At 41.9% G+C, this 887-nt stretch carries 1 protein-coding gene; it reads right to left on the bottom strand.

Features of this window, described 5'->3' with window-relative positions; genetic code table 11:
• Nucleotides 1-140: 140 nt before the first annotated feature.
• On the bottom strand, nucleotides 141-887 hold a 747-nt coding region (gene menB / locus ACRD62_RS22580; RefSeq protein WP_430822324.1), incomplete at its 5' end, for a 1,4-dihydroxy-2-naphthoyl-CoA synthase.

The raw sequence follows: 887 nt of genomic DNA, 5'->3' as shown, positions 1-887 counted from the left end.
CATTTTCCCTTCGTTTTGAAACGAAGGGAAGCACAATTAAGATCGCATCCTTTTTTACGTTTTAGAAAAAGATGCAATCCTAATACAAAAAAGGCAATCCATGAACGGACAGCCTTGTAAAATATCTCATTAAAGATTGATCATGGAAATTTAGGGAATTGCTGAAAATCAGGATCCCTCTTCTCCAGGAATGCCTTACGTCCTTCCTGTGCTTCTTCCATCAGATAGAACATTAAAGTAGCATCACCTGCCATCTCCATAATTCCCGTCTGACCATCCAACTCAGCATTTAAGCCGCGTTTGATCATACGCAAAGCCATAGGGCTGCGTTGAAGCATTATTTTACACCATTCAATGGTTGCTTCTTCTAACCGATCCACAGGAACTACTCGATTTACCAATCCCATATCTTCAGCTTCCTGAGCTGAATATTGTTTACAAAGGAACCAAATCTCACGAGCTTTTTTCTGTCCGACATGACGAGCCAGATAGGATGAACCAAATCCACCATCAAAACTACCCACTTTTGGTCCACTCTGACCAAAAATAGCATTATCTGAAGCTATGGTCAAATCACAAACCACATGCAATACATGACCTCCTCCTATGGCATATCCATTTACCATGGCTACTACCGGCTTAGGTAGTGAACGAATTCGCTTATGCAAGTCCAAAACATTCAAACGAGGCACTCCGTCATCATCTACATAACCACCATATCCTTTCACATTCTGATCACCACCTGAACAAAATGCCTTATCACCTTCTCCGGTTAAAACAACTACTCCCACGTCCTGACGTTCACGACAGATATCAAAGGCCTCAATCAGCTCTTTCACTGTCTTGGGGCGAAAGGCATTATATACCCTTGGACGGTTAATCGTAAT

It is taken from the genome of Carboxylicivirga caseinilyticus (assembly GCF_050589785.1).
GTDB lineage: Bacteria > Bacteroidota > Bacteroidia > Bacteroidales > Marinilabiliaceae > Carboxylicivirga > Carboxylicivirga caseinilyticus.
This window is presented reverse-complemented; position numbering and strand designations above follow the sequence as displayed.